Raw genomic sequence first — 21,111 nt, forward strand, 5'->3', positions numbered from 1 at the left:
ACAGGGACAGCATGATCCAGCATCGAACCAATTCCAGAACCGATTCCAGCGACCTGAACCCGGTGCGTCATGGCGCAGGCATCGCCACCATCCGGTCAGCCGGCCCATGCATCTCCCTTCCGGAGGCGCTGACGTGAACCCCGAACAATGGCTACTGCAATTGACGCCATCACCGACCATGCTACTGCTGCTGGTCGTGCTCATCGCCTTGACCGAGTCGCTGGCGCTGGTCGGCGTGGTGGTTCCGGGAGTGGTGTTGATCACTGCCGCTGCATCGTTGGCGGGCCATCAGGAGATCAGCGCTCTACTGGTGATGCTGGCAGCCTTCATCGGTGCCGTGATCGGCGACGGGGTCAGCTACTTCCTGGGCTATCGCTACCGTGATCAGGTCACGTCCATCTGGCCACTATCACGTCACCCGGAATGGCTGGACCGTGGCAGGACCTTCTTCCAGCGCCACGGCGCACTATCGGTGCTATTGGGTCGTTTCGTCGGTCCGGTCAGACCAGTGATCCCTCTCATTGCCGGTATCATGCACATGCCACCGAGCACCTTCCTGTGGGCCAATGTCGGTTCAGCTCTGTTGTGGGCGCCCGCCTATGTGCTACCCGGCTACCTACTCGGCCGCACCTGGCAACAATGGCTGGCGGCCCCCGACGCCCTTCACCCCTGGCTGACCGCTCTGGGTATCACTGTCGTGGTGCTGGCGATGCTGTTCTCGCTGGTGCGTCACCACGCCTACCCCAGAGGCTTCGTCTATCGCAGCCTCGCCTGGCTTACCGAGCGGCTACCGAACGGGCAGCGACTGTGGCAGGCTCTGGCACCGCAACACGAGGACGAGCCCCCACTGGCCACCTGGCTACTGCTGTTGTCGTCACTCACTGCGCTCAGCGCCTGGACACTGGTCGTCCTTCAGGCTGACGGTCCTCTGGCCATCGATGCTCAGCTCAACCAGTTGATCGGCAGTCTGAGCCTGCCGATCCTCAATGGCTGGTCGCAGGTACTGGCTCGCGCGGGTGATGTCCTCGGTGTGGTGGCTCTCGTCGCGCCCTGGCTTATCTGGTTGCTGGTGCGGCGCCACTATGCGGCTCTCAGCCATGTGCTCTGTGGTCTGCTGGGTGTGGCAGCACTCAACACCCTGGGCAAGGAAGTCATCGGTCGAATGCGCCCGGATGCACCGGATTACCTTGCCCACTCGCTATCCTACCCCAGTGCTCATACCTCGACGGCGGTTGTGCTCTATGGCATGGCAGCAGCCTTCATTGCTCAGGCCATGCCACGCTCACAGCGGTTCTGGCCTTACTGGCTGGCCATTGTGATTGTGGTGCCCATGGCGATATCGCGGCTGATTCTGGGTGTCCACTGGCTCAGCGACCTGATCGGCGGCGCACTACTCGGCCTGGTCGTGTGCGCCATGGTCAACCTGGCCTGGGTGCGCCGGCCTCGACGACAACTGGCCCCCTGCCCCTTGACGCTTCTGGTGATCAGTTCACTGGCACTGCTGACGGCTCGGCTGCTGTGGTTGCCACCGGTGTAGCGGAGATCAGGTTTCGGTCTCAGCCCAGGGCGAGCCACAGGCCGACGCCGATCATCAAGGTGCCAGCAATGCGATTGAGCAGGCGCACATTGCCGCCTCTACCGAGCAGGTGACGCAGGCTCTTGCCGCCCGTCGCATAAAGCAGCAGACAGCAGAACTCGAGGGTCAGGATAATGACGATCAGGCCCAGCAACTGGCCGATCACCGGGCGGCCTGCATCAATGAAAGGCGGCAGAAGAGCAACAAAGAAGGCCCAGCCCTTGGGGTTGGCAACGGCGGTCACGAATCCCTGCAAGGCCAGTTCGCGACGCTTCGCTGGTGCCGTATCGACGACCTCATCGGGAATCGCCATGCGCCCCCGGGAGCGCCACATCATGACACCAAGATAGAGCAGATAGGCGCCACCGACCCATTTGAACAGCTCGAACAGCGCAGGCTGCTTGAGCATCAACGCCGCCACTCCAGCCCCCGCAGCAAAGGCCACCAGCCCGACCCCGACCAACTCACCGAGCATCATCCACAGGGCGCGCTTCACGCCCTGGGTCATGCCCAGCACCATGGCCAGGGTCATGCACATTCCCGGGGTCAGCGAGACCAGAAAGAAGGTCGGAACAAATACCGAAAGCACCGACAGCGACGGCATCGAAGTATCCTTACCCGGTAGGCCGGGAAATGCTCATGAGGGAATTACGGATGTGAGAGTTGCTGACGCGACAGTTACTCAAGCGTGAGTCTTTCATGCGGGTGTATCGTCACCCCAGCGCGGCAACAGCCGCTGCTCGATGCCCAGTTGGTTGAGGATCCGGGCCACGATGAAGTCGACCAGTTGGTCGATGCTGGCGGGGCGGTGGTAGAACCCCGGTGCAGCGGGCAGTATCACTGCCCCCATCTGCGTCAGCTTGAGCATGTTCTCGAGATGTATCGCCGACAAAGGGGTTTCGCGGGGTACCAGGATCAAGGTACGACGTTCCTTGAGCGCCACATCGGCGGCCCGCTCGATCAGGTTATTACTCGCCCCACAGGCAACCGCCGACAGCGTTCCCGTGGAGCACGGACAGATCACCATCGCCGAGCTGGCACCGGAACCCGAGGCCACCGGTGCCATCCAGTCCTCCCGGGCAAAGCAACGGATCTGCCCGGGAGCCGCCGAGAAACGCCGACTCAACACCTCGGCCTGGTGATCGGGCCGTGGCGGCAGGTCGTCATCGGTTTCTGTGGCAATGACCAACAGCGCAGCCTTCGACACCATCACCCAGACCTCGTGCCCGGCCTGAACCAGAACATCGATCAGGCGCAGTCCATACTGCGCACCTGAAGCCCCGGTAATCGCCACCGTCACCGGTGGTTTGAATTCCTCAGCCATTGCCCCCCTCCAGTGCCGTCAACAGGAGTTCGTGTATACCACCGAAGCCGCCGTTGGACATCACCACGATACGATCCCCTGCTCTAGCCTCGGCAACGATATCCGCCACCAGGCGATCGATACTGCCCAGACAACGCGCTGGAACCGGGGATGCAGCAATGATCGGTTCCAGCGACCAGTCGAGCCCTTCCGGCTGGTACCACCAGACGAGATCGGCAGCGCCGACACTGGCCGCCAGGCGTTCACGCAATGTACCCAGACGCATGGTGTTCGAACGTGGCTCGATAACCGCAAGCAGACGCCCCGCCCGCGACGAAGACGCCAACCCGCTCAGGGTAGCCTCGATCGCCGTGGGGTGGTGAGCAAAGTCATCGATGACCTGAATGCCACCGACTTCTCCACGCACTTCCTGACGCCGCCGCGGTGTCTCGAAACGCATCAGCGCAGCCGCACCGTCAGCGACGGATACCCCATAAAAATGCGCCACAGCCAGCGCTGCCAGGGCATTGCGCGCATTGTATTCCCCGGTCAACGACCATTCGATGACTGCAGATTCCTCACCGCCATCTTCATTGCGGTACGAGACTCTAAAGCAACTGGCATCCTGACTCTCCAGTTCCAGTCGCCATGCCCCATCATCGACACCGCCAAAGCGCTCCACCGGTGTCCATGCGCCCTGCTCGAGCACACGCTCCAGCGCCGGCTCTCCTGCCGCCACCAGCAAACGCCCCTTGCCGGGCACTGTACGCACCAAATGGTGGAACTGACGTTCAATCGCCGCAAGGTCCGGGAAGATATCCGCATGGTCAAACTCGAGATTACCCAGCACGGCCACTTCCGGGCGGTAATGAACAAACTTGGAGCGCTTGTCGAAGAAGGCAGTGTCATACTCATCCGCCTCGACCACGAAAGGCCCGGATGTGGCGCCCAACCGTGCAGAAACGCCAAAGTTGCGCGGCACACCACCGATCAGGAAGCCAGGCTCGAGGCCAGCGCTCTCCAGCAGCCAGGCACACATGCTCGAGGTGGTGGTCTTGCCGTGGGTACCGGCGATCGCGATCACCCGACGACCGGGCAGGACATGCTCCGCCAACCATTGTGCACCGGAGATATAGGGCAGTCCTTGATCAAGAACGGCCTCGACTTCCAGGTTACCCCGCGACAAGGCATTGCCGATGATGACCTGGTCCGGACGCGGATCAAGGTTATCCGCATCGTAGCCGCTCATCAGTTCGATGCCCGCCTGCTCAAGTTGCGTGCTCATGGGAGGGTAGACATTGGCATCAGACCCTGTCACCCGGTATCCCAACTCTCTTGCCAGCAGTGCAAGGCTGCCCATGAAGGTGCCACAGATTCCGACGATATGAAGATGCATGGCGCCTCCAACGCGCTCACTATTATTAACATGGCAATCAAATCGCTCATCCTGATCGATTTGATTGTCGCCCGCACCACACTGGCGCAGATGCGCGGTTCTGCTGATGTGGTGCGGTCTCGCGTCGGCCTGATGGCCGACGGCGGCACGTTCCTGTGCCGCCATTAACCCAACACAAAAGCATGCCGGGTTAATAACCAGGCAAGCCCCAGGATTCTTTCCACCCCAGGCTTGCCGTCCACGCGACACTGATCCGTTGAACTCGGGGCGCAGATGCGCAGGACGGGGAGAAAACCCCATCAACGACGCCGCATACATTGCAAAGCAGCGACGATATCACAGCAGCGACTGGCACGCCCTCCCCGTCGGCCTCCAGCGACGACAGGCGACGCCCGATTCCGACAGATGCAGCGTCCTGGACGATGGGCTATTATCGGCGACCAATCCTATAACCATTTATCACCCGCGACCGACGGTGCCCGATGACCGCAACGCACCGTTTCAATCATCAGGATCAGGAGCCCCCCAGCCCCATGGCCAAGCACAACGCTTTCTATGCACAGTCAGGCGGCGTCACTGCCGTGATCAACGCCAGCGCCTGTGGCATCATCGAAGCATGCCGCCGCCATAGTGATTCCATTGGCAAGGTCTACGCCGGCCACAACGGCATCATCGGCGCCCTGACGGAAGATTTGATCGACGTCAGCCAGGAAAGCGACGAGAGTATTGCCGCACTCCGCCACACGCCCGGTGGTGCCTTTGGTTCCTGCCGTTACAAGCTCAAGGACATCGAGAGTCATCGTGTTCAGTACGAACGACTGATCGAGGTGTTCAAGGCCCACGACATTCGCTACTTCTTCTACAACGGTGGTGGTGATAGTGCTGACACCTGCCTCAAGGTCTCACAGCTGTCGGAGAAGATGGGCTATCCGCTGACTGCCATCCACGTGCCCAAGACCGTGGACAACGACCTGCCGATCACCGACAACAGCCCGGGCTTCGGCAGCGTCGCCAAGTACATCGCCACCTCCACGCTGGAAGCGTCCCTCGATATCGCCTCGATGTGTGCCACCTCCACCAAGGTGTTTGTGCTCGAGGTCATGGGTCGCCACGCCGGTTGGATCGCCGCTGCCGGTGGCCTGGCAGGTCAGGGAGAAGGTGAGCCACCGCACCTGGTAATCTTCCCGGAAGTGCCCTTTGATCGCAGCAAGGTCATGGAGCGTGTCGAGTATGCGGTCAAGAACTACGGCTACTGCGTCATCGTGGTCTCCGAGGGAGCCCGTTATGAAGACGGCACCTTCCTCGCCGATTCCGGCAACACTGATGCCTTCGGCCATCGCCAGTTGGGTGGCGTAGCACCAACGCTGGCCGGCATGGTCAAGCAGGACCTCGGCTACAAGTACCACTGGGCCGTTGCCGACTACCTGCAACGCGCTGCGCGCCACCTGGGCGCCAGAACTGACGTCGAGCAGGCCTACGCGGTCGGTGAGAAAGCGGTGGAACTGGCAGTGGCGGGAGAGAACGCGAAGATGCCGGCGATCAAGCGTGTCAGCGACAACCCCTACCGCTGGGTAATCGAATCCGCTCCGCTGGCGGAGGTGGCCAATCGTGAGAAGTTCATGCCACGCGACTTCATCAGCGAGGATGGCTTCGGCATCAGCGAGACCTGCCGCACCTACCTGTCACCGCTGATCCAGGGCGAGGACTTCCCTCCCTTCGAGAATGGCTTGCCCAAGGTCGCGCGTCTCAAGCTGGCTCGGGTGGAAAAGCGTTTGCCTGAATTCACCATCTAACCTGCGGCCATTATCCCTGACTTCATGGAATAGCTGCAGCAGGCCTCGCCCTGCCCTTGAGCGCCCCGCCAACGTGCGGGGCGCTCTGCGTCTGCATCATGCCAACTTGTGCGACACCACACTGAATCAACCGCGTGAGACAATGACGATCCCGGCCAGCAGCATCACACCGCCGACCACAAAACTGACGGTCAATGGCTCATCAAGCAGCAGTGCACCAAACATTACCCCGAAGATCGGCGACAGAAACGAGAATACCCCCAGTTGCGATGCCCAGTAGCGACGCAGCAGCGCAAACCACAGCAACAGCGCCGCACAGGAGATCACCAGCGTCTGAAAGGCCATGCTGGTAACGGCAATCCAACTGAACTGCATCGCAGCGAGATCGCCACTGAACAGTGCCACCGGCAACAACAACACCCCCGCAGTCAGCAGTTGATACCCCTGCGTCTGCAGTGGTGGCGCCTCCGACAACGAGGTACGCCGCAGCACCAACGTCGTAGCCGCCCAGCTCATGCCCGCCAGCAAGCCGAAGATATCCCCCACCAGCATGGCGCCAGCATCCGCACCATCGTCGCTGGGCGCCATGGCCAGCACCAGCCCGCCAAAAGCCAGTGCCATACCCCACCATTGACGCCTGATCAGTTGCTCCCCCGGCACCATCAGGTGCAGCCCAAGACCCGCGAATACCGGCGCGGTATACAGGAAGACCGACATGTGGGATGCCGTGGTGTAGTGGAGCCCCAGTGCCACAAAGACGAACTCGAAGGTAAAGCCCAGGCCAACCAACACCCCCGGCCCGAGGCCCGCCACAAAGTCGCGCCAGCTGATGCCTCGCAGGGCCGCCAGCCCCCATACAAGCATGGCCGCCAGCATCGAACGCAGAGCAATCTGGCTCAAGGGGGCAATGTCTGCCGCAGCCGATTTGATCGCCACCTGTTGAAGGCCCAGCGCCACACAGAACACCACCATGGCCGCGCCGGCCGGCACATCGATGGCACGACGAGTCGGTAGCGCCACCCCGGATGCTGATGATGCGGAAGAACAAGACATGAAACCTCCCTCCCTCGATACGGCTCACACAGATATCGGCGATGTCTGCGCCGTGCCTGGAAAACCTGATGAATCAGGTCGGGAAGTGGAGCATTTGCAGTCCATGCCGCCAAGCGATTATCCTGGTGGGCCAGACTCAGGAAAACTCAACTCATGAAAATTGAACGTCTGCCTCTGAATGGTCTACGTGCCTTCGCAGAATCGGCTCGTGAGGGCAGCTTCAAGGTGGCGGCAGACCGACTTGGCGTCACGCCTGGAGCGGTCAGCCGTCAGATCAAGCAGCTTGAGGAGCGCCTGGCGGTGGCATTGTTCGAGCGTCATGCCAACGGTGTGCGTGCCACCGCTGCCGGGCGACGCCTCGCCGAGGATGTCGATGCGGGCCTGGCACGCATTGCCGCCGGCATGGAGGCCATTGCCAACATCACACCTGACGTCACTCGCCTGCTGCTCAGTGCACCGCCCTCCTTCACCCAGCTCTGGCTGCTGCCACGGTTGGCTGATTTTGAACTCCACCACCGCCAACTGGAGATATCGATCGACGCCAGCCAGGCGCTGAGCGAACCCAGCTGGCATGACACAGACGCTCGTCTGGCACTGCGCTACGGCAGGCCCCCCTGGCCTGGCGTCAGCACGTTGCCACTGTTCGGGGATGTACTGGTCCCGGTCTGCTCACCGGCTCTGCTCGAGCACAGCCCAATCGAGCAACCGCGCGACCTGCTTGCACACACCCTGTTCGATGTCTGCTGGTCAACGCCGAGACGTGATGGTTTTCCGAGCTGGAGAGACTGGTTTGCCGCCGCGGGCCTGGCCGGAGAAGCACTTCCGACGCTACGCCATTACTCGCTGTATGGCCTCGCCCTGGACCAGGTCATCGCCGGTCGCGGCCTGATTCTCGCCAGCCTGCCGGTGGTCGCGGATCGACTGACCAGCGGCGTCCTGACCTGTCCGTTCGGGGACCAATGGATGCTGCCTTCCCCGTTCCGCTATGAGCTGGTCATGCCCGACAACGGCACTCCGCCGGAAGGCATCCGCGAGTTCATCGACTGGCTGATCGACGAGGCCCATTATTTCAGCAAAGCCACCCCCGGGATGCCGGAGCGGTAAGCCGCGAGCGTCGAGCTGCGAGCACGCTTCGCTCGAGTCTAGACCCCGGGCTTTTGCCTGTGATCCATGGGGCGGCACTGGACAGCTCGCAGCCCGTAGCTCGTAGCTCGTAGCTCGTAGCTAGCGAAGCCACCAGGAAACAATCAACAACACCAGCAACACACCGGCAACGATCTGCCAGACATTGGCCGGTGAACGCCATGCGCCGGGTACGCTGGCCTCATCCGTGGACTGACGTCCGGGATGCAGACTGTAGAGGAACTCGGATAGGCGTCGGAAGCGCAGTGAACGTTGCGGATCAAGGGCTCGACGCAGGGCCTCATCCAGCTCACGGCTGACTTCAGGATTGCGGGCACGGGCACTGCGATAGTTCAGCTGTTCAAGATCAGTATGACTGCGCAGCTTGTGACTGGGCACCGCATAGGGCAGTTCGCCGGTCAGCATCCAGTACACGGTCGACGCCATTGCATACTGGTCACTACGCCGCCCCACCTCATCGTCAAGAGCGTACTCCGGAGCACTGTGCTCGTTGAGGCCAACCTGCTGAGCGAGCAGGCGCGAACGCCGATGGCCATCGACATCACGCAGATGGCAGGCACTGAAATCCACCAGCACCACCTGACCGTGCTGATCGACGAGTACATTCTCGGGGTGCACCTGCTGATGCAGAAGATCCCTGTGATGCAGGGCCTGCAATGCCTTGCCAAGCTGCACCGCTAGATCAAGCCGCTGAACAAGACTGGCCTGGGGATGCCGCTCCATCCATGCCTTGAGCGTGGTCCCACCAACATGGCGCATCAGGTAGTACAGATAACGTCGGGGGCGAGAAGGTTCGATCACCTTGACCACGAAGGGCGAGCGTACCCGTTCAACCACCCACTGCTGCAGCAGGAAGTGCTCGAGATAGGCGTTACGGTTGGACAATTCGGGGCTCGGTGCCTTGAGCACGCAATCGCGATCGGTTCTGATGTCGCGCACCTGATAAACCCGCGAGTGCGCCGTGCGTGACAACACTTCCACCACCTCGAGTCCATCGATGCGCTCACCGGGGCTAAGCTCCGGGGGAATCGGCAGGTCGCCGTATACTCGACCAGGCGCATCCGGCTGGGCATCAGGCAGTTCGTCGACACGCACCAGCTGAAAGCAGAAGGAATCACTGCCATAACCACGCTCGCCGGCACGCTCGCGGGCTGCCTGAGCCAGGCGCTCACAGGCGGCATTGAGGTCACTGGCATTCTGGCGAATCAGGCCCACGTAATCCGATGGCATCAAGGTGCCACGCACGCCCTGGGTCGTGAACAGAAAGATATCGCCCTGTTTGAGGCCAGGCTGGATATAGTCGATATCGACGCCTGCATCCATACCGAGAGCCCGAGCCGGGTAACGGTAACCTCCCAGGTCGGTAACATGATCGCGACTCAACTGTTCGAATTCAGCACCGCGCAAGCGGAAGACCATGGTATCGCCGACGTGGAACAGGTGGGCATCACACCCCGCAAGAACCAGCGCCGACATCGAGGACACATAACTGCCCTCCGGCACCTGCCGCGTCTGACCATGACACCAGGCATTGAGCGCACGCATTACTCGGTACACCGAGTCCTTGACACTCCAGTGCTCAGGTGTGGAGTAGTAGTCGGCGAGAAAACCACGCACACAGAGGTCACCGGCCTGAGCAGCCAATGCATTACGGGATGCCGAATCACTGATCAGAGCGCAGGCGCCCTTGGTACCCATCTGCTGGGCAGACGGCACCAATACCGACATGCTACTGCGATGACGCCGACGATCAGGCGCCACGAACGCCTGTCCGTAACTCAACGATAATCGCCCAGTGGCCAAACTCACCTCCTGCGGTGCCTTACATCAGCTCTATATCATACACATCACCGACCCACTCTGGCTCGGCCCTCGTCAGGCGCGGCCATTGTGGCACCTTGATGCCGTCATATTACAGCTGTATTGGTAATCGGCCTGAGGGATTCGTATAATTCCGGCGATTTTACGCCCGTACAGCCTGTACTCGCCCAACGAAGGACACGTATTCATGAACTTCGACAATATCCCCGCTGGCAAGGACCTTCCCAACGACATCTATGTCGCCATAGAAATCCCGGCCAACCATCAGCCGATCAAGTACGAGATCGACAAGGACATGGGCGCGCTGGTCGTTGACCGCTTCATGGCCACCCCAATGTTCTACCCGGCCAACTACGGTTTCATCCCGCACACCCTGGCCGATGATGGCGACCCCCTTGACGCCCTGGTAGTGACACCCTATCCGGTGGCGCCGGGCAGCATCATTCGTGCTCGCCCTGTCGGCATTCTCAACATGACCGACGAAGCTGGCGAGGACGCCAAGCTGGTGTGTGTTCCTCACCCCAAGATCTCGACCCTGTATGACGACGTTCAGGAAGTCACCGACCTGCCGGAACTGCTGCGTCTGCAGATCGCTCACTTCTTCGAGAACTACAAGGATCTCGAGAAGGGCAAGTGGGTGAAGGTTGAATCCTGGGAAGGTGTCGAGGCCGCTCGCAAGGCGATCGAGAAGTCAGCGGCTGCCTACTCTCGCGAAGACTGATCAGCGGTCGGTGCCGTCTCGGCACCACCCTGCAGAACAAGAATGCCCTTGTCCATGGACAAGGGCATTCTTGTTGAGGTGACACGAACTTCCGGCATCAGGACGACAGGTCACTCAAGCTGCGGCCTGATCCTCAGGTGAAGCCTCTTCAGCCGGAGCGCTCTGCTCAGCTTCCGATGAAGTCTCGTCGGTGGGGGCACCCTGCTCGGCTTCCGGAGAAGCTTCCTCGGCCGGAGCTTCCTGCCCCTCTTGCTCTGAAGACGGCTCTGACGCTGAAGGCTGCTGTTCTTCCGCTGATGGCTGTTCTCCCGCTGAAGGCTCTGATCGCGACGACCTGGATGGCTCAATCGCCAGCCCTGCTTCCAGCTCAACCAGCGAGGCATCGATGCGGGTTAGGTGATGGGCCATGGTTAACGGATAGTTGGCAAAGATACCGAAACCACTCCCCCGTAGTACGACCGGACTCCACAAATGGCGCTGGGTACGCTCCAGCTCTGCCTGAGCGCGCTGCCACTGATCGAGCATGCCGGCGGACTCGATGGCATCGCGCTGGTCACGCAGCATGGCGGCCATCAAGCGCGACAATGCCCAACTCTGGCCACGTGCCTGATGCAGATCGTTATCGACCCGGTACCAGGGCACATCGGCGGACTCAGGCACCGCTATTCCCAATTCCTTGAGCATATCGGCATCACCTACCGAGGCCGACAAGCGCTCCGTCAAGGGTGCCAGCTTCGTTCTAACGGCCCCCAACCAGGCCGCCAGCCCCTGGCCGTTGGCGGCAAAAGCCGTCCCTGAAGCCTGATCAAACTGTTCGAGATAGTCACCCACCTGGCCGCTGGCCTCCGCCAGTTTCTTGCCGGTCGACGACAGTATCCAGTTGTCGGCATTACCGCGCATGGCGGCGTCCAGGGCCTCGACTGGCGGAGCTGTACGAGGATCAAGGCTCGCCAGTTGGTGGCTCATGACCTGCGCCTGCTGCAATACCCCCCATTCCCAGGAAGGCATGTTGTCCATCACCACCCCCGGAGGCAGTACATCGTCCCGCAGATAGCCGCCCGGTTTGTCCTGCAGCGTATCCAGCAGTTGTTTCAGGGTGGCAACAGTGACAACACCGCGCCCGGCTGGCGATGAGGACTGGCGTTGCTGCTCGGTCACCGCCTCGACATCAAAGGCCTTCGGCGCCTTGCTCCACCACACGCCCAGCCCCACCATGACCACCAGTGCCACGATCAACACCACCAGCAGTGGTTTCCAGATCCATCCATACTGCGGGGTCTCCAGCGCTTCCCTGCGCTGGGCAGCACGCAATCGACGGCTCGTCATGATGCGTTCTCCTGCGTTGTCATGATTTGATCTCCTGCGCTGTCATTGTGGGAATTTTCGCGTCGCGGCTCCGTTAACCGGATGCCCATGAAGTTAACCGGATGCCCATGAACAAGTAAGGTAAAGCGATGCTACTGGTACAATACCATTGCATCCAGAATTCTGGTCGTCGAGGCCGGAACCTGTCTCGGGCCCCGGGGTCAGACAGGCGAGTTTCTCTCATCGCCACCCTGACGACACTACTCAAGGATATGACGTGCTGTCTGCAACACGACTTCTCGTACTACTGTTGTGCATGTTTCTGCCCTGGAGCGCCCAGGCGCAGTTCTTTTCACAATCCAGCTCGTCCAACTTCCTGCCGGTGCACGAGGCCTTCGTCCCCAGCACCTGGCATGATGGCAATCAGGTCTATATCGGTTTCGAGAATGCGGACGGCTACTATCTATATCGGCACCAGTTTGGCGTAACAAGCTCGACCGGCGACGACATCCTCGGCGAGCCAAAGCTGCCCGCCGGGGAGGAGAAGACCGACGAGTTCTTCGGCAACGTTCGGGTCTTCTACGACCAGATGGTATTCACAGTGCCCTTCACCACGCCTCAACAAGGGCCGGTGGAGATTCAGCTGACCTATCAGGGCTGTGCTGATGCAGGCTTGTGCTATCCCCCCGAGACCATTGAGCTTACTGCCGCGGAAACTTCTCCGCCCCCGCAATTTGCTGCCGACGCGCAGCAGCTTGCCGCCACTGATTCAGACGCCCACCGCCAACCGGCGACCAGTGAAGGGTCCTCCGCCACAGGAAGCGACAGCGAGGCGGCGAGCAAGGTACCAGCACCGACGGTATCGGGCAGCGCACCAGTCAGCGAGGACAGTCGCTTCAAGGCGCTGATCCAGGATGCCGGCCTCCCGGTGATGCTCGGATTGTTCTTCCTTGCGGGTCTGGGCCTGACCTTTACTCCCTGTGTACTGCCGATGATCCCGATCCTGTCATCGATCATCGTCGGCCAGAGCTCGGTCAATCAGAACCCTGGTCGCCGCCACGCTCTGGCGCTTTCTGCCAGCTATGTCGCGGGCATGGCGCTGACCTATGCCGCAGTCGGTGTGTTGATGGGGCTATTCGGCGCGGGTCTCAACCTTCAGGCCCGCCTGCAGTCGGCACCGGTGTTGATCACCTTCTCGATTCTCTTCGGACTCTTTGCATTGGCCATGTTCGGGGTCTTCAACCTGCAGCTGTCACCACGTCTCAACAACCTGGTCGATGGTTGGCAGCAGCGTGCCCAGCGCAGTGGACCGCTGGGCCTGGCGGTAGCGGGAGCCCTGTCGGTGCTGGTGGTTTCCCCCTGCGTCTCCGCACCATTGGCGGGTGCTCTGGTGTTCATTTCCACGACCGGCGACGCCATGGTCGGGGGTGCGGCTCTGCTCGCACTGGCGCTGGGCATGGGGGTACCGTTGCTGCTGGTCGGCACCTTTGGTACCACGCTATTACCGCGCTCGGGCAACTGGATGAATGGCGTCAAGGTGGCCTTCGGCATCCTCCTGCTGGGTGTGTCGGTGTGGCTGATCGAACGCCTGTTGCCGGGCCCTGTCGCCCTGCTGCTGTGGGCTGGACTTGCGGTCGGCACCGGCTTGACGTTAGGCGCGATCAACCTGCAGGCCACTCCGGGCTGGCCAAGAGTACGTCAGACCGCCGGCGTCATGCTGCTGGTATGGGGCATTGCGCTGGTGGTCGGAGCCACCCGTGGTGCCGAAGACCCATTACGCCCGCTGGCAGGTGCACAGTTCTCCGGAGTTCCGGCGGGAGCAGCTCAGAGCACCGCCCACGCGGACGTCACTGTGGTGCATCGCCTGGACGAGCTTCAGCAGCTACTGGCGAGCTCGACGCAACCGGCCTTCGTCAACATCACCGCCGAATGGTGCATTTCCTGCAAGATCATGGAACGCGAGGTCTTTCCTGACGCCAGGGTCCAGCAAGCGCTGGCCGACTACCGCTGGATCGACGTGGATGTGACCGAGAGCAATGCCAACAGCCGTGAAGTGCTTGAGCATCTGCGATTGTTTGGCCCTCCCAGCTTGCTGTTCTTCAACGGTAACAACGAGATCCGCGAGGCACGCATCCAGGGAGAACTGGAGGCTGATGAACTGGCACAGCACGCCAGAGGTGTCAGCCAATGGCTGTCTGCACACGCCGAACCCCAGACTTGATCGCGAGGGGCGAACAGCGTTCGCCCTTTTCTGGACAAGCCTGGTCATTTTCGGCAAACTCCCCTCCAATCGTGGTTTTTTACTGGATAGAGCAGCAAGACACGCCATCTTGCTGCGATCTATTGAAACTTCGCCCGGGTTTACAGCACCCGGCCCATTCTTCATCTGATTGTCGAGACACTGTCATGGATATTCGTAAGGTCAAGAAGCTGATCGAGCTACTGGAAGAATCAAACATCAGCGAAATCGAGATCCAGGAAGGCGAAGAATCAGTCCGCATCAGCCGTCATCTCCAGGGCATGGGTGCTGCCTGGCAGGCGCCTGCGCCTACTCAGCCCTGGCCGGCCCCCGCGGCACAGCAAGCTCCTGCAGCGCCTGCCTCTGCCGAGGCTGCGCCTGCCGCCGACAGTGGTCCGAGCTACCAGGGTCATGCCGTGGCGTCACCGATGGTCGGTACCTTCTATCGCTCCCCGGCACCGGGTGCCAAGGCGTTCGTCGAAGTGGGCTCCACCGTTCGCAAGGGCGACACCGTGTGTATCGTTGAAGCCATGAAGATGATGAACCAGATCGAAGCTGACCGTGACGGCGTTGTCGAAGCGGTTCTCGTCGAGGATGGTGAGCCCGTCGAGTTTGACCAGCCTCTGGTCGTTATCGCCTGAGAGATCGCGTCTTCTCCGGAGCACTGATGCCGCCTGAACAGGCCGTTTTACAGATAGTGCTCCGAGAACCAGTATCTTCCAGTTGTCATCTCAGGACGCACTGAGCAACCGATACAAGGGCCAGCGCCGGGAACGGAAACACAGGGCAACGCAACGCATGTCTGTCATTGCCCTCCCGTCGCCACTCCTGAGTCACCGGTCAGTGTCTCCCCCACTTTCAGCGGACACCAACATGTTGGACAAGGTTCTAATCGCCAACCGAGGCGAGATCGCACTGCGAATCCTGCGCGCCTGCAAGGAGCTGGGAATCAAGACGGTGGCGGTACACTCCAAGGCCGACCGCGAACTCATGCACGTGCGTCTCGCCGACGAAGCCGTGTGTATCGGCCCCGCCGCCTCCGCCCAGTCTTACCTGAATATTCCGTCGCTGATCAGCGCTGCTGAAGTGACGGACGCCAGTGCTATTCATCCAGGCTATGGCTTCCTCTCCGAGAATGCCGACTTCGCCGAGCAGGTCGAGCGCTCCGGCTTTACCTTCATTGGCCCGCGCGCCGACACCATCCGCTTGATGGGCGACAAGGTCAGTGCCATTGAAGCCATGAAGAAGGCCGGAGTTCCGACCGTGCCCGGCTCCGACGGCCCGCTGTCCGATGATGAAGGTGAGCTGCTCGCCACCGCTAAACGTATCGGCTATCCGGTCATCATCAAGGCTGCCGCCGGCGGCGGTGGTCGTGGCATGCGCGTGGTGCATACCGAGGCTCATCTGATCTCTGCGGTGAACGTCACCCGCACCGAGGCACACTCTGCCTTCGGCGACGGCACGGTGTACATGGAGAAGTTCCTCGAGAAGCCGCGCCACGTCGAGGTCCAGGTACTGGCCGACGGTCAGGGCAACGCCATTCATCTTTATGATCGCGACTGCTCGCTGCAGCGTCGTCATCAGAAGGTGCTCGAGGAGGCACCGGCACCTGGACTGGACCCGGACGCTCGTGCTCGGGTACTCGAGTCCTGCCGCGAAGCCTGTATCGAGATCGGCTATCGTGGTGCCGGTACCTTCGAGTTCCTGTACGAGGACGGTGAGTTCTTCTTCATCGAGATGAATACTCGCGTCCAGGTCGAGCATCCGGTCACCGAGATGATCACTGGTGTCGACATCGTCCGCGAGCAGCTGCGTATCGCCTCCGGTCTGCCGCTGTCCATCCGCCAGCAGGACGTCAAGGTCGAAGGCCATGCCTTCGAATGCCGCATCAATGCCGAGGACTCGCGTACCTTCATGCCCTCCCCGGGCAAGGTTACGCTGTATCACCCTCCGGGTGGTCTCGGCGTGCGCATGGATTCGCACCTGTATACCGGCTACACCGTGCCGCCGCACTACGATTCCCTGATCGGCAAGCTGATTACCTGGGGGGTCGATCGCGAAACGGCGCTGACCCGCATGCGCAATGCTCTGGATGAACTGCTGGTGGAAGGCATCAAGACCAACACTGATCTGCACAAGGATCTGGTCCGCGATGGCTATTTCCAGCAGGGTGGGGTCAACATCCACTACCTGGAGAAGAAGCTCGGCCTCTGATTTGCTCAGCGGACGACTTCTCCTCGACGGGGCGGCCTTGGCCGCCCCGACTGCTTCTACGGGTTTCTGCCCAGCTACGTATACGTACTCCCTGTGACCTACCCCATTCTGGAGGCTCGCCATGGCATGGCTTCAACTCAAGGCAGAGGTGCCACCCGAGCACGCCGAGCTGCTCGAGGAACTGTTGCTGGAGGAAGGCGCAACTGCCATCACCCTGCAGGACGCGCATGACGATCCGGTGTTCGAACCTGACCGAGGTACCACTCCCCTGTGGGACCAGACCGTGCTCACTGGCCTCTACGACGACCTCGAGGGCATTCACGACATGCTCGAACGGCTGGCAGCGGCCTGGGCCGAGCACATGCCCGACGATCCCTGCCCGGTCATCGAACACGAGTTGCTCGACGATCGCGACTGGGAACGCGAGTGGATGGAGGACTTCAAACCTTTACGCATGGGGCAGCGCCTGTGGATCGTACCGAGCTGGCATCAGCCACCCCAGGACGACGCCATCAACCTCAAGCTTGATCCGGGTCTGGCCTTCGGCACCGGAACCCACCCGACTACCGCACTGTGTCTCGAGTGGCTGGATGGACTAGCTCTCGATGGCGGTCTGGATGGCCTCGACGTACTGGACGTCGGCTGTGGCTCGGGCATTCTCGCCATTGCCACGCTGAAGCTCGGTGCCGCTAGCGCCATCGGCACCGATATCGACCCCCAGGCACTGACTGCCAGCCGCGACAACGCCGAACGCAACGACATCGAATCGTCACGCCTCGAGTTGCGTTATCCCGAACAGATGGGCGCCGAACGCTTCCCGCTGGTAGTGGCCAATATCCTGGCGGGTCCATTGGTCGAACTGGCTCCAACCATCGGACAACATGTCGCGCCAGGCGGACGCCTGGCACTGTCCGGCATCCTTGCCGACCAGGCAGAAGAGGTACTCGACGCCTACCGCGCTCAGGGACTGATCATGGATACCCCCTGCTATCGTGAGGGCTGGGTACGCCTCCACGGCCACCGCCCGCTGAATTGAGACAATAGCCCATCGAATATCCCGCGCCCGCGCCTTCACCAAAGATGGCTGGGCGCGTATGATATGCAACCCTTGATCCAGGACCAGATACATGTCCGACACTCGCCCACTGCCCAGCATCGGCCCACATCGTCTAACCAGCCGCGTGATTCTCGCACCCATGGCTGGGGTGACCGATCGGCCATTCCGCGCCCTGTGCCGACAACTGGGGGCGGGATTGGTGGTAGGCGAGATGCTGATCGCCGATCCAGCGCTGTGGAACACGCGTAAATCACGCCTGCGCATGGATCATCGTGGCGAGCCGGGGCCTCGCGCGGTACAGATTGCCGGCGGCGATGCCGAGATGCTGGCCACTGCGGCCAGGCTGAATGCCGATCAGGGCGCCGAGATCATCGACATCAACATGGGCTGCCCAGCCAAGAAGGTCTGCAACAAGGCCGCCGGCTCTGCCCTGCTGCGTGATGAAACATTGGTAGCGGAGATACTCGAGGCGGTGGTCAAGTCCGTGGACATCCCGGTGACGCTGAAGATTCGTACCGGCTGGTGCGCTGACAGCAACAATGCCGTGCGGGTCGCCCGAATGGCAGAGGATTGCGGCATCCAGGCCCTGGCCGTGCATGGCCGCCATCGCCAGCAGCGTTACAGAGGCGAAGCCGAGTACGACACCATCGCTGAAGTTGCATCTCGCGTGCAGATTCCGGTCTTTGCCAATGGCGATATTACATCACCTGACAAGGCTCGCGCCGTGCTCGACTATACTGGTGCGAATGCGGTGATGATCGGCCGTGGCGCTCAGGGGAATCCCTGGATCTTCCGCGAGATCGATCACTACCTGCAACATGGCAAAAGGCTGGCCGCCCCGAGCCTCACCGAGCGCTGCGACGTGCTCGGAGGACACCTCCACGCCCTGCATGCCTTCTACGGAGAGCATATGGGTGTACGTATCGCCCGCAAGCACCTGGGCTGGTATCTGGAGGGAGATACTCGCCTCGATGAGGACTCGCGACGCCAGCTACGCGCCACTTTCAATGGCCTGGACAGTCCCCAGTGCCAACTGGATTTTATCGACGAACTCTTTCGTCACGACCCAGCCGACGCCCCCGAGCGGGTGGCGAGGGCCGTGGCACACCATGGAATCCGCGCCGCATGACTAGCCGACAAACCATAGATCAGACGTCATCGTTCTCCACACTGGGCGACGCCAACCAGGATCTTGACGGTCTGGCCCCCACCGATATGGCCAGCAGCGATGACCGACCGTTGCGAGAAGCCGTGCTGTGGTCCATGCGACGCTACTTCAATCATCTTGATGGCGGCACCGTGACCGACCTGCATGCCATGGTACTGGCCGAGGTCGAGGCACCGCTGCTGTCATCCGTGCTCGAGTACACCAACGGCAACCAGACCCGCGCCGCCGAGATGCTCGGCCTCAATCGCGGCACGCTGCGCAAGAAGCTCAAGCATTACGACCTGATCTAGAGGAAGGGAGCCAATGGCTCCCTTCCTGCGTTTGCTCCAGCCAACCATTCGATCATCTGACTGCAATAGAGACCTACCCCATGGCCCATTCCTCTCCCATCGCCATTCGCCGCGCCCTGATCAGCGTGTCGGACAAGACCGGGATCGTCGACTTCGCGCGTGCCCTTCAGGACCAGGGCGTTGAACTGCTCTCTACCGGCGGCACCTTCCGCCTGCTCAGCGAGCAGGGTATTGCGGTGACCGAAGTCTCCGAGCACACCGGCTTCCCCGAAATCATGGGCGGTCGCGTCAAGACCCTGCACCCGACCATTCACGGCGGCATTCTGGGCCGCCGCGGGCAGGATGACGAGGTCATGGAGCAGCATGGCATTGCCCCCATCGATATGGTGGTGGTCAACCTCTACCCCTTCGCCGAGACCATCGCGCGTCCAGACTGCACCCTCGAGGACGCCATCGAGAACATCGATATCGGTGGCCCGACCATGGTTCGTGCCTGTGCCAAGAACCATGCCTGGACATCGATCGTGGTCAACGCCGGTGATTATTCTCGGGTGATTGACGAAATGCGCAGCAACAGCGGCGCACTCGGCCAGGCCACGCGCTTCGATCTCGCCGTCAAGGCCTTCGAGCACACTGCCGGCTACGACAGCGCCATCGCGGACTACCTCGGTCGCCTGGTGGAAGACGCCGAGGATGGCTTCCCGCGCACCTGGAACATGCAGTTGATGCGCAAGCAGTCGATGCGTTACGGCGAGAATCCGCACCAGAAGGCAGCCTTCTACGTCGACCCGAGGGCCAGCGAGCCCAGCGTGTCCACCGCCGTTACCCTGCAGGGCAAGCCGCTGTCCTTCAACAACGTGGCCGACACCGATGCTGCCTTCGAATGCGTCAAGAGCTTCACCGAAACGGCCTGTGTCATCGTCAAGCATGCCAACCCCTGCGGTGTCGCGGTTGGCGATAGCGCACTGGCAGCCTATGACAAGGCTTTTGCTACCGACCCGACCAGCGCCTTCGGCGGCATCATCGCCTTCAACGTACCGCTTGATGCCGAGACAGCTCGTGCCATCATCGATCGTCAGTTCGTCGAAGTGATCATCGCCCCGGGCGTCAGCGACGAGGCCAGCGCCATCGTTGCCGAGAAGAAGAATGTCCGCCTGCTCGATGTCAGCGCCAACTGGTCGAACAAGCCAGATGCGGGACTCGACCTCAAGCGCGTCACCGGCGGCCTGCTGGTTCAGGACCGCGACCTCGGCATGGTCAGCCGCGACGACCTCACCGTTGTCAGCGAGCGCGTGCCCACCGAGCAGGAAATGCGTGACCTGGAGTTTGCCTGGAAAGTGGCCAAGTACGTCAAGTCCAATGCCATCGTCTACGCCCGTGAAGGCCAGACCATTGGCGTCGGCGCCGGCCAGATGAGCCGTGTCTACTCGGCACGCATTGCCGGCATCAAGGCCGCCGATGAAGGCCTGTCGGTACCGGGATCAGTGATGGCCAGCGATGCCTTCTTCCCGTTCCGTGACGGCATCGACGCCGCCGCCAGCGCCGGCATTTCGGCCGTGATCCAGCCGGGCGGTTCAATGCGTGACCAGGAAGTGATCGACGCCGCCAACGAAGCCGGTATCGCCATGGTATTTACCGGGATGCGTCACTTCCGGCACTGAAGGCTCCGAGCTCCGAGCTGCGAGCGGTCTGGTGCCGCTCCATGGACCACGGGCAGGAACCTGGAACAGAGATAGACAAGACCAGCAGCTTCAAGCTGCTGGTCTTGTCGACTTTCTGACGAACAATCCTCTACTTCCCGAGCGGGACGCAGACAAAAGGGTTTGAAGTTTCACTTACCACTCAATAAGCCGCAAACCCCAAGGCCAGGGGTTAACTTACGGCTTATGACTTACAGCTTATAGCCTGCGGCCAACTCATAGCTCGCGACCCACATGGACGTGGGAAGTGCGTGTTCGTGTCGGGAACACGAATAGCCGACCCATATAGCTATAGGACGCGCCCATCTTCATCGGGAACCAACATCGGCCAG

Annotated in this window: 17 protein-coding genes; 11 read left to right on the forward strand and 6 right to left on the reverse strand. The window is 61.3% G+C overall.

What is annotated here, in order from left to right:
• Positions 1–133: 133 nt before the first annotated feature.
• Entirely contained in the window at positions 134–1,537 is a 1,404-nt protein-coding gene (locus tag BUE38_RS13265) for a bifunctional DedA family/phosphatase PAP2 family protein (RefSeq protein WP_234986974.1), read from the forward strand.
• A 19-nt stretch (positions 1,538–1,556) separates the two neighbouring features.
• Here the strand turns inward: BUE38_RS13265 and BUE38_RS13270 are convergent, their stop codons facing one another.
• The 3 genes from BUE38_RS13270 to mpl all read right to left on the reverse strand — a co-directional run bounded on the left by BUE38_RS13270 (position 1,557) and on the right by mpl (position 4,275).
• Positions 1,557–2,180 (reverse strand): LysE family translocator, encoded by a 624-nt coding sequence (locus BUE38_RS13270; protein WP_073435706.1) that lies wholly within the window; start codon positions 2,178–2,180, stop codon positions 1,557–1,559.
• A gap of 93 nt (positions 2,181–2,273) precedes the next feature.
• Positions 2,274–2,900 (reverse strand): flavin prenyltransferase UbiX, encoded by a 627-nt coding sequence (locus BUE38_RS13275; RefSeq protein ID WP_073435707.1) that lies wholly within the window; start codon positions 2,898–2,900, stop codon positions 2,274–2,276.
• Complete coding sequence (gene mpl, locus BUE38_RS13280; protein ID WP_073435708.1) at positions 2,893–4,275, reverse strand: UDP-N-acetylmuramate:L-alanyl-gamma-D-glutamyl-meso-diaminopimelate ligase; 1,383 nt, start codon at positions 4,273–4,275, stop codon at positions 2,893–2,895. The genes BUE38_RS13275 and mpl overlap by 8 nt, the downstream gene beginning before the upstream one ends.
• A 533-nt stretch (positions 4,276–4,808) precedes the next feature.
• On the opposite strand from mpl, the gene BUE38_RS13285 reads away from it, so the two are divergent.
• On the forward strand, positions 4,809–6,068 hold the full coding sequence (locus BUE38_RS13285) for a 6-phosphofructokinase (RefSeq protein WP_073435709.1): 1,260 nt from the start codon (positions 4,809–4,811) through the stop codon (positions 6,066–6,068).
• A 126-nt stretch (positions 6,069–6,194) separates the two neighbouring features.
• On the opposite strand, the gene BUE38_RS13290 is transcribed toward BUE38_RS13285, so the two are convergent.
• Positions 6,195–7,121 (reverse strand): DMT family transporter, encoded by a 927-nt coding sequence (locus BUE38_RS13290; protein ID WP_073435710.1) that lies wholly within the window; start codon positions 7,119–7,121, stop codon positions 6,195–6,197.
• 153 nt (positions 7,122–7,274) lie between these two features.
• Here BUE38_RS13290 and BUE38_RS13295 point away from each other — a divergent pair, with 153 nt between their 5' ends.
• The gene (locus tag BUE38_RS13295) at positions 7,275–8,225 is read left to right on the forward strand and encodes a LysR substrate-binding domain-containing protein (protein WP_073435711.1); all 951 of its coding nucleotides are present in this window, start codon (positions 7,275–7,277) and stop codon (positions 8,223–8,225) included.
• Positions 8,226–8,345: 120 nt separating this feature from the next.
• Here BUE38_RS13295 and BUE38_RS13300 read toward each other — a convergent pair whose 3' ends face one another.
• The gene (locus BUE38_RS13300) at positions 8,346–9,992 is read right to left on the reverse strand and encodes a bifunctional protein-serine/threonine kinase/phosphatase (protein WP_371860411.1); all 1,647 of its coding nucleotides are present in this window, start codon (positions 9,990–9,992) and stop codon (positions 8,346–8,348) included.
• 280 nt (positions 9,993–10,272) lie between these two features.
• On the opposite strand from BUE38_RS13300, the gene ppa reads away from it, so the two are divergent.
• Positions 10,273–10,806, forward strand: a complete 534-nt coding sequence (ppa, locus tag BUE38_RS13305) for an inorganic diphosphatase (RefSeq protein ID WP_073435713.1) — start codon at positions 10,273–10,275, stop codon at positions 10,804–10,806.
• Positions 10,807–10,920: 114 nt separating this feature from the next.
• Here ppa and BUE38_RS13310 read toward each other — a convergent pair whose 3' ends face one another.
• Entirely contained in the window at positions 10,921–12,132 is a 1,212-nt protein-coding gene (locus BUE38_RS13310; protein WP_073435714.1) for a DUF2333 family protein, read from the reverse strand.
• Between the two features lie 256 nt (positions 12,133–12,388).
• Between BUE38_RS13310 and dsbD the strand changes: the two genes are divergently transcribed.
• The 7 genes from dsbD (at position 12,389) to purH (ending at position 20,740) form a co-directional block, all read left to right on the forward strand.
• A complete protein-coding gene (gene dsbD, locus BUE38_RS13315) occupies positions 12,389–14,332 on the forward strand; it encodes a protein-disulfide reductase DsbD (protein ID WP_073435715.1) in 1,944 nt (647 codons plus the stop codon).
• Between the two features lie 185 nt (positions 14,333–14,517).
• Positions 14,518–14,991, forward strand: coding sequence for an acetyl-CoA carboxylase biotin carboxyl carrier protein (gene accB / locus BUE38_RS13320; RefSeq protein ID WP_073435716.1), 474 nt, complete (start codon positions 14,518–14,520; stop codon positions 14,989–14,991).
• Positions 14,992–15,223: 232 nt separating this feature from the next.
• Positions 15,224–16,564: an acetyl-CoA carboxylase biotin carboxylase subunit gene (gene accC, locus BUE38_RS13325; RefSeq protein ID WP_073435717.1), complete on the forward strand. Its 1,341-nt coding sequence runs from the start codon at positions 15,224–15,226 to the stop codon at positions 16,562–16,564.
• A gap of 121 nt (positions 16,565–16,685) precedes the next feature.
• The gene (prmA, locus tag BUE38_RS13330; RefSeq protein WP_073435718.1) at positions 16,686–17,600 is read left to right on the forward strand and encodes a 50S ribosomal protein L11 methyltransferase; all 915 of its coding nucleotides are present in this window, start codon (positions 16,686–16,688) and stop codon (positions 17,598–17,600) included.
• 91 nt (positions 17,601–17,691) lie between these two features.
• Positions 17,692–18,750 (forward strand): tRNA dihydrouridine synthase DusB, encoded by a 1,059-nt coding sequence (gene dusB, locus BUE38_RS13335; protein ID WP_073435719.1) that lies wholly within the window; start codon positions 17,692–17,694, stop codon positions 18,748–18,750.
• Positions 18,747–19,079 carry a DNA-binding transcriptional regulator Fis gene (fis, locus tag BUE38_RS13340; RefSeq protein WP_084541930.1) on the forward strand — a complete coding sequence of 111 codons (333 nt, stop codon included), beginning with the start codon at positions 18,747–18,749 and terminating at the stop codon, positions 19,077–19,079. The genes dusB and fis overlap by 4 nt, the downstream gene beginning before the upstream one ends.
• An 80-nt stretch (positions 19,080–19,159) precedes the next feature.
• Positions 19,160–20,740, forward strand: a complete 1,581-nt coding sequence (purH, locus tag BUE38_RS13345) for a bifunctional phosphoribosylaminoimidazolecarboxamide formyltransferase/IMP cyclohydrolase (RefSeq protein ID WP_073435720.1) — start codon at positions 19,160–19,162, stop codon at positions 20,738–20,740.
• Positions 20,741–21,111: the final 371 nt, after the last annotated feature.

The organism is Halomonas cupida, from assembly GCF_900142755.1.
In the GTDB taxonomy this organism is placed as follows: domain Bacteria; phylum Pseudomonadota; class Gammaproteobacteria; order Pseudomonadales; family Halomonadaceae; genus Halomonas; species Halomonas cupida.

Coding starts and splice junctions, on each gene's coding strand:
- BUE38_RS13270 (WP_073435706.1), bottom strand. CDS start 2,180: ATGCCGTCGCTGTCGGTGCTTTCGGTATTTGTTCCGACCTTCTTTCTG.
- BUE38_RS13275 (WP_073435707.1), bottom strand. CDS start 2,900: ATGGCTGAGGAATTCAAACCACCGGTGACGGTGGCGATTACCGGGGCT.
- mpl (WP_073435708.1), bottom strand. CDS start 4,275: ATGCATCTTCATATCGTCGGAATCTGTGGCACCTTCATGGGCAGCCTT.
- BUE38_RS13285 (WP_073435709.1), top strand. CDS start 4,809: ATGGCCAAGCACAACGCTTTCTATGCACAGTCAGGCGGCGTCACTGCC.
- BUE38_RS13290 (WP_073435710.1), bottom strand. CDS start 7,121: ATGTCTTGTTCTTCCGCATCATCAGCATCCGGGGTGGCGCTACCGACT.
- BUE38_RS13295 (WP_073435711.1), top strand. CDS start 7,275: ATGAAAATTGAACGTCTGCCTCTGAATGGTCTACGTGCCTTCGCAGAA.
- BUE38_RS13300 (WP_371860411.1), bottom strand. CDS start 9,992: ATGTCGGTATTGGTGCCGTCTGCCCAGCAGATGGGTACCAAGGGCGCC.
- ppa (WP_073435713.1), top strand. CDS start 10,273: ATGAACTTCGACAATATCCCCGCTGGCAAGGACCTTCCCAACGACATC.
- BUE38_RS13310 (WP_073435714.1), bottom strand. CDS start 12,132: ATGACGAGCCGTCGATTGCGTGCTGCCCAGCGCAGGGAAGCGCTGGAG.
- accB (WP_073435716.1), top strand. CDS start 14,518: ATGGATATTCGTAAGGTCAAGAAGCTGATCGAGCTACTGGAAGAATCA.
- accC (WP_073435717.1), top strand. CDS start 15,224: ATGTTGGACAAGGTTCTAATCGCCAACCGAGGCGAGATCGCACTGCGA.
- prmA (WP_073435718.1), top strand. CDS start 16,686: ATGGCATGGCTTCAACTCAAGGCAGAGGTGCCACCCGAGCACGCCGAG.
- dusB (WP_073435719.1), top strand. CDS start 17,692: ATGTCCGACACTCGCCCACTGCCCAGCATCGGCCCACATCGTCTAACC.
- fis (WP_084541930.1), top strand. CDS start 18,747: ATGACTAGCCGACAAACCATAGATCAGACGTCATCGTTCTCCACACTG.
- purH (WP_073435720.1), top strand. CDS start 19,160: ATGGCCCATTCCTCTCCCATCGCCATTCGCCGCGCCCTGATCAGCGTG.